This is a genomic window from Herpetosiphon sp. (assembly GCF_003512625.1).
GTDB classification, from domain to species: domain Bacteria; phylum Chloroflexota; class Chloroflexia; order Chloroflexales; family Herpetosiphonaceae; genus Herpetosiphon; species Herpetosiphon aurantiacus.
Genome location: NZ_DOPT01000085.1, coordinates 1 through 7223, shown reverse-complemented (window position 1 = coordinate 7223; position 7223 = coordinate 1). Strand labels below are relative to the sequence as shown.

Sequence of the window (7223 nt, the reverse complement as noted above, 5' to 3'; positions counted from 1 at the left end):
TTTACTATACCTACTACTACGATCAACACCATACTTCCAATCGTGGTCGCCGCTTTTGGAATCGCAAAGATGATCATCAGCCAGTGCCGAGTATGAGCGAGCCAGCCCCGTTGGATCTGCATGATCCTGCGCTTGATCGTTCGGAAGCCGCCTATGAGATGGCCAGCCATGAGCGCAGCAAGTAAGCCACCAACAACCAATCGAAGTTTGGGGAAACGCCGCTTGCGGCGTTTTTTCCTGTTTGGCCTGGCTTTGCTGGGGTTGTGGCTGGGGCTGATAGCTTGGTTTAGCTATCAGCTCGCTGATCAACGCCAAAGCCTACACACCTTAATGCAAACCCGACCATTGCAAAGCAGCCAAGCCCAAGCGTTTTGCAGTGAACTTGATTCAACTCACAGCAATATGGTGTGGCTGCGCCGATTGAGTTTGCCGTTACACCCCATTTTGCGCCAGAGCGATACCTGGCTGGGTGCGCTGCCCGCCGCCAGTGATGCTGCGCAACAAGGGGCAGAGTTGGCCCAAGGTTATTGTCAACAATTCAATCCGCTGATTGCTATACTCGATTTACCAGCCAACCAACGAACCAAGGCGCTGCTTGATTGGCTGAGTGCTAACCCGCCAAATTGGCTTGAGTTACAAACTGAGCTGAGTCAATTGCAGCAAACCTGGCAAACTGTGCCCAGCAACATCCAAACAGCACCATTTTTTCGCAACTATCAAACCCAATTAGCCCAGTTCGATCAGCAATTAACCTCAGCCCAAACTACGCTTGGCTTGCTTGAACAAGCTTGGCCCTTGGTCGAGGCTGGTTGGGGCTGGCAAAAGCCGCTACGCTTGCTGATTGCTGGTCAAAATCCGTTGGAGTTGCGGCCAAGTGGCGGCTTTATTGGCAGTATTGCGACGCTTACAATCGAGCAAGGCCAAATTCGCACTATGGCCTACTTCAATAGTGCCGATTTTGCAGCAGTTGCGCCGACTGGCTCGGCCATGCCCAAGCCCTACAACGATTATTTACGAGCCTCAATTTGGACGCTCCGCGATGCCAACTGGTGGCCCGATTGGCCGACCTCGGCTCAAAGTTTGCAAACATTTTGGCAATTAAACCAACAGCCTGAGGTTGATGCAGTTATCGCCCTCGATCTATATGCCTTACAGGGTTTGATTCAGGTTTTAGCGCCGTTGGAGATCGCAGGTTACGGCCAAATCAGCCAAGCTGAGAGCCTTGAGCAAATTTTCGGGCTGTACGATGGGCGCAGCGTCACTGGCGATAAACAATTTTTGGCCGCCTTGTTCAACAGCACCTTGGAAACTGCCCGCCATGCCAGTTTTAGCCAATGGCTGGGAATTGGCGCAAGTTTGCAGCAAGCCTTGCAGCAACGCCATCTCAGTATCTATTTTAACGATCAACCAAGCCAAGCTTTGATGCTCGCGAATGGTTGGGCTGGCACGATGCCAGCGCTTGAACACGATGTCTTGGCCTTAGTTGATGCTGATCTATCCTACAGCGACGGCCAGAATTTTATTGAACAACGGATGCAGCTTGAGGTGCAACTTGATGCCCAAGCCCGACCACTGACGAACACCCTCACTATCACGTATACCAACCGCTACGACGATTGGCGAGCCGATTTGAGCAAACACGCGGTTTATGGCTATTGCTACAACGTTAAATTGGCAGTGCAACAACGTATTCCAGGCTGTTATGGCGATTATGCTCGTGCTTATTTGCCAATTAATGCGATTCCCTTGAGCTTGGATGGTGCAGACACGCCGCCGGATCTCACGCAGGAAGGCCAATTTACCAGCGTTGGTTGGTATATGCTGCTCTACCCAGGTCAAACTCGCACAATTCGCCTGCGCTATTTGCCAAATATTCAAAGCCAGCCTTATCAATTAACGTGGTTCAAACAGGCTGGAACCTTGGGCCATCCGATCACCTTAATCATCAATCAAGCCAATCTGCAAGCGCAATGGCATGGCTCGTTGCGCCACGATCGCCAACTGCGGTTTGAGGCTGGCACAATTCAAGCGTCAGCCAGCGATTCACCAGCACCCGAGCCACAACAATCAGCTGAGCAGGCTTGGCAACTGTGGCAACAAGGCCAAACCAGCGTCGCGCTCGACCTCTGGCAAAGCAGCAACACGCTTGATCGCGCTTTGGATTGGGTGGTGGCGCTGCGTTGGACAGACGATCCAGGAACTGCTAACCAATTCTTGAGCCAACTCCAGCCATTGCTGCCTAATTCTGGTCGGGCGGCGTTTTTGGCGGGCTGGCTCGCCGAATTGAATGACGATCAGCCCACAGCCCTGCAAGCCTATCAAACTGCCTTGGAGCATGAGCCAACTAGTCAAGCGGCGCGTTTGGCCTTGGCCTTGCTCCAACTCCAGCTTGGCGATGCTCAGGCCGCTCAAACCACTTTGCAACAGCTGGAAAATCCTCGTTTGGCCTTGCAGCGCTTGGCCTTTGATCAACGTATGGCTGGCGATTTGGCGCAGGCTGAGCGCTATTATCAGCTGCTTTTGACCCTCGACCCGCGTGATCGCGAAGTATGGGAAGAGCGGTATTGGCTGCGACGTTATGCCAACGATCAGCCCGATTGGCAGGCCGTCGAACAATTGGCGAATCAAGCAATTGGCATATTTGCCAATGATGCCCAATGGCTCAGCCGCCGCGCCGAGAGCTACGAGCGCCAAAATCTGCCGCAACAGGCGATTGCCGATTGGCAGCAAGTTACCACGATTTCGCCGACCAATAGTTTGGCTTGGTATTATTTGGGCTTGCAACAACGGGCGCTTGGCGATTGGTCGGCTGCTCAATCCTCACTTGAAACGCTGATTGCGCTTGATCCACAGGCTGATTATTATTTGGTGCTGGGCGATACCTTGCGCGAATTGCAATTATTCGATGCTGCGCGTGAAGCCTATGCCAATGCTGCCAAGCTTGAGCCTGAACACCCTGGTTTGGCCGAGCGCTTACGTTTGCTGGAAGCTAGCCCGTGAGCCGTCGCCTACTCAAAGATACTGCGCTGTATGCCCTAACTGGGGTGGCAACCAAAATGATCGGGGCATTATTGCTGCCCTTGATCACGCGCTTGCTTAGCCCTGAACTCTATGGCAGCGTCGATTTGATTAGCCTTGTCGGTTTGTTTGCGATTGAGTTGGTGACGCTCGGTAGCGATTTTGCCTTAGCCCTGTATTTTCATGAAGCCACGATTGAGCGGCGACGTTTGGTTGGCTCGCTCTGGGTAGCACGGCTACTTTTGGGCTTGCTGATCGCATTGATTGGCCATTTGCTTGCGCCATATTTGGCCTGGCAATTGCTGCAACGCAGCGATGCCCAAACAATTTTGGCCTTGCGGCTTGGTTTGTGGGGGCAACTCGCCAACGGCATCATCGGTTTGTGGTTCACAACCCTGCGTCAAGAGAGCAAAGCACTGCGTTTATTTGGCCTGACGGTGCTGCGAGTAGCCTCGACCGCGTTACTGACAATTGGCTGGATGTTGCAGAGTAGCCAGCGGTTGAGTGCCTATTTTGGGGCGATGCTGCTAGTTGATAGTTTGCTGGCGCTCGGCTTGACCCTGCAAATGCGTCGGCAACTGGGCTGGCCTGATTGGCGCTTACTAAAAACGTTGTTGGGCAAAGGTTTAGGTTTTTTGCCACGCTCGATCTATTTCGTAGCGATGACCTTGATCAATCGCCAGATTTTGCTGCACTTTGGCTCGTTGGAGCAAATTGGCCAGTATGCAGCGGCAACCAAAATTAGCTTTATCGTATGGATTGTGATTAGCGCTGCCAATCAGGCTTGGTTGCCCTATAGCCTGTCGATTGCTAGCACGCCGACCGCCAACGCCAATTATCGCCAATATCTCACCAGCTATACGATGTTGATGGGTGCTGCCACGACTGGCTTAGGCTTATTTGCCCCTGAATTGTTGCGACTGTTGACCACAGGCGATTATCTGCCCGCAGCGCCAGCGGTTGGTTGGTATGCGCTGAATTTAATGGCGATTGGCTTGTTGACGGTGGCGGCAACCGGCCTGACGATCACCAAAGCGACCGCTGTTTTAGGCCAAACCAGTTTATTGACCGCTGGGTTAAATGTTGGCTTAGCGATTGTGCTTGTGCCATGGCTGGGCTTGGTTGGGGCGGCAATTGCGGCGGCAGGCGATCAACTGATCGCGGCGTGGTTGGTGTATCGCGCGGCTCAAAAGCGCTATCCGATTGATTTTGATGGTAAGGCGGTGATCGGTTGGCTGAGCCTGACGATTGCCTGCGTGGCCTTGGCTAGTTGGTTGCCATTGACCTTGAGCTGGCCATTAATTGGGCTGAAATTGCTGATTGTTGGCGTGTGGTTGGGCTGCGTTTGGCGTTGGGGTCAGCCCAAAATGCTGCTCTCAGTACTTAAACGATAACTTACAACTCCATTCGCCCTTGGGTTTCAATTTTTGGATAAAAGACTCCTATAATTACAAAAGGGTTAGGGGCTACAAAATGATATTGTAGGGTTGTGCCTAAAAATAGATGAATATCATTCTGCTGTACGAAGGTATCGAAATATTTCTGGCGTACAAGTTTATTAGCCTCATTTTCATCTCCATTACAAGTTTTTAGACAATTCCAATATAAAGCACCTAGTTCCCAGTCTTCGATCATTAGTTTACGTGGATTTTGATCTCCATGCGTTCGGAATTTATAAAAGTATTTATAAGGGAGCTTGCGAATAACTTTGCGCTCACGACCTTGCCCTTTATCATCCATATCAAATAAACTAAATTGTAGCATTTGATTACGCCATGACTCTTTCCAATCTCGCTCAGTCGGCTCAATAACAAAATCGATAATTTCACTAGGCTTTACTGTAGCTAATGAAGTATTCTTAGTTTTTAAATCACCTAATAGATCAGTCATTGAAGTATAAACATTACGCAAGGCATACTGTTTGCGTAAAATCCAATTATTCGTTGTTGGAATGTTTTCTCCAATATCTAATTGAGAAGTTGGCCGATAGCTTTCTGGACGATGGTCTTGGGTGTTCTTTATTAAATCAACAGTAACCCAATGCCATTTTTGATATTGTTGATGATAAGGTAGTCCACGAAATGGAACTGGATAAACTCTAATCCATGATCCATCTTCAAGAAATCCAGCAGTGCATACTAATTCATCATATTTGTGAGAAGGTAAGGGGTATGTTTTAACCGAAATTAATACTTTTGTGTTAGGAAGTATATCAGGCTGTTTCATCGATATAACTCCATTAATTGAGGCAATACTTTATATGAGAACTATACCATAATTGGTAATATATAAACAAAATGCCTTAGAACTTCTAAGGCATTTTTGATTCTACCACTCAATCAAATCCATTTCGGCGGTTGGTAAGCCATAGTGCTGGCGAAAGAAATCGAAAAATTCAGCAACACGGCTAAAGCCATCACCTTGGGCGAGCTGGCGAATTTGCTCGGCAGAAAGTTGCTCACCATCGAGCCAGACCTGATCGCTGTCAATGATGATTGGGCGCACTTGGCGACAGGTAGCGGTGGTTAATTTGCGACAAGCACGGGTACGCATGCCCGTGTACATATACAACGGATCGCCTGGTCGCGAGGGATTGCGCCGCCGTGGCCGAATGGTTGAGCGCTTGATGCCTTGCTCGACTGCCGTTGCAAAGCGTTCTTTAAAATTGTAGGCAGGCATTGAGCACTCCTTGTAACCCAATAATATCTCGTATAGTTTAAATTATATCGAGATACTATCTCAATCTTGTGCAAAAGTGAGCAGTAATTATTAGGTACTTCGGTTGTGGCCTCGTCCGGTTTCATGGGCATAGGCCCATGGCTGAAGATCGGGTGGCTCGATTCCCAAGGATGTCAGAATTGCACAAATTTGCTCGCGGTGGATGTTGCTATGATGCAGCGCTTGGGCAATCAAGGCTCCGCCATGAATTTCATAATCGCCTGTGACGAGGGTCACTATTTGCTCAGCATCGAATGGCATAGTGAGGAATTCGGCCCAATTGGAGGCAGCCTCTTCAGCCCATACCTGTAGCCGGGCAAAATCGCTGGTCTCTTCGCGATTGATCAGCCAATCAGGAGCTTTGCCTGAAAGGTGTTGTAGATAGCGAGCATCGGCGCGGATGATATGATTGAAGGTGGCGATGATATCGCCGTAGCTACCAACCACGGTTGTAGCGAGTTGCTCTGCGGAAAGATCGCTACATGTTTGCAATAACAACGCGGTTGCCCAGCGATTGTGCTCAAACGAATCGAACAGAACTCCGTGCATATGATCTCCTCTGATCAAAAGATTGATTAGCACGAATGTACTGTAAATAGCGGTTTGTGTCAACGCCAATGCTTGAGCATGATTTAATTGGCAGCATGAGTTGTGGAGAGGTGCGGAGTGTGATTATTGAAGTTTGGTGCGTTGGGCGAGGAGTTGTTGGCGCATGATGTGTTGCTTGAGGCTGGTCGCTGAGCGTGGTTTGGCATGGCGTGTCAGCTTAACACTGCCGATCAGCAGGCCAGTACCAAGCACCAGTTGCAAACACCCAAAAATCAGATCAACCATCGCTGCCTCAATAAAAACAATTTAGTCGGAATAAACTGTAGAATCAAGTATAGCCGATGGCTGATCTGCTTGTCAAATTATTCAATGTGTTTAAAGCTGAGGTCAATCGATTGCGCATGCAGATGTTTGATTGCTAGAGTGGCTGGATGAGTGCGCAACAAATGTGCAAATTGCTCAAGCTCCTCAGGATGCAAACACCACTGATTGCCGTGATTTAAACTATTTAATTTCAAATTGGAAATATAGCGAAAGGTCAGCGAAAGCTGCTTGACCGAATCGTCGATCCATTCGCCGTCATCATCGACATAGGTTTTTTCGACCACCAAATGGCGGGTCAAATTATAGCGAAAGCTTGGGTTCAAGCCGTTTGGTTCAAGCCCCCATTGAAACAGCAACATATCACCATCATTGGCCAGATCACAATCGTCAATCCGAATTTCGCGATAGAATCCAAGCATAAGGTTGATCGCATCTTCAATGGCAAGGTATTCAAGCACTTTATCCGATTGTTCTAGCCACAAGTTAAAGCGGTCTAGCACATGTTTTGCTTGCATTCCACGTTCCTATTCTAGCTCTATGATTACGATCCTTGCATGATGCTGTATTGTAAACTATTTATATGCACGCGGTAGAACACCCCGCCCCAAGACCCA

General features: G+C 49.2%; 8 protein-coding genes. 3 read left to right on the top strand and 5 right to left on the bottom strand.

The features are described from left to right. The 3 genes from DEF47_RS18095 to DEF47_RS18085 all read left to right on the top strand — a co-directional run. Positions 1–185 (top strand): hypothetical protein (locus DEF47_RS18095; protein ID WP_287045274.1); only part of this gene is annotated, 185 nt, incomplete at its 5' end. Continuing rightward, positions 169–3000, top strand: a complete 2832-nt coding sequence (locus DEF47_RS18090; protein ID WP_041303810.1) for a DUF4012 domain-containing protein — start codon at positions 169–171, stop codon at positions 2998–3000. The genes DEF47_RS18095 and DEF47_RS18090, both read left to right, overlap by 17 nt. Continuing rightward, the gene (locus DEF47_RS18085; protein ID WP_012187756.1) at positions 2997–4412 is read left to right on the top strand and encodes a lipopolysaccharide biosynthesis protein; all 1416 of its coding nucleotides are present in this window, start codon (positions 2997–2999) and stop codon (positions 4410–4412) included. Before DEF47_RS18090 ends, DEF47_RS18085 begins: the two co-directional genes overlap by 4 nt. A 1-nt stretch (position 4413) precedes the next feature. Here the strand turns inward: DEF47_RS18085 and DEF47_RS18080 are convergent, their stop codons facing one another. The 5 genes from DEF47_RS18080 to DEF47_RS18060 all read right to left on the bottom strand — a co-directional run bounded on the left by DEF47_RS18080 (position 4414) and on the right by DEF47_RS18060 (position 7124). Beyond that, on the bottom strand, positions 4414–5244 hold the full coding sequence (locus tag DEF47_RS18080; RefSeq protein WP_012187757.1) for a DUF8758 domain-containing protein: 831 nt from the start codon (positions 5242–5244) through the stop codon (positions 4414–4416). Positions 5245–5346: 102 nt separating this feature from the next. Then, entirely contained in the window at positions 5347–5697 is a 351-nt protein-coding gene (locus DEF47_RS18075) for an ASCH domain-containing protein (RefSeq protein ID WP_012187758.1), read from the bottom strand. A 90-nt stretch (positions 5698–5787) separates the two neighbouring features. Then, the gene (locus DEF47_RS18070; RefSeq protein WP_012187759.1) at positions 5788–6285 is read right to left on the bottom strand and encodes a DinB family protein; all 498 of its coding nucleotides are present in this window, start codon (positions 6283–6285) and stop codon (positions 5788–5790) included. A gap of 123 nt (positions 6286–6408) precedes the next feature. Continuing rightward, entirely contained in the window at positions 6409–6570 is a 162-nt protein-coding gene (locus DEF47_RS18065) for a hypothetical protein (protein ID WP_287045273.1), read from the bottom strand. A gap of 77 nt (positions 6571–6647) precedes the next feature. Then, positions 6648–7124, bottom strand: a complete 477-nt coding sequence (locus DEF47_RS18060; protein WP_012187760.1) for a hypothetical protein — start codon at positions 7122–7124, stop codon at positions 6648–6650. Positions 7125–7223 lie beyond the last annotated feature (99 nt).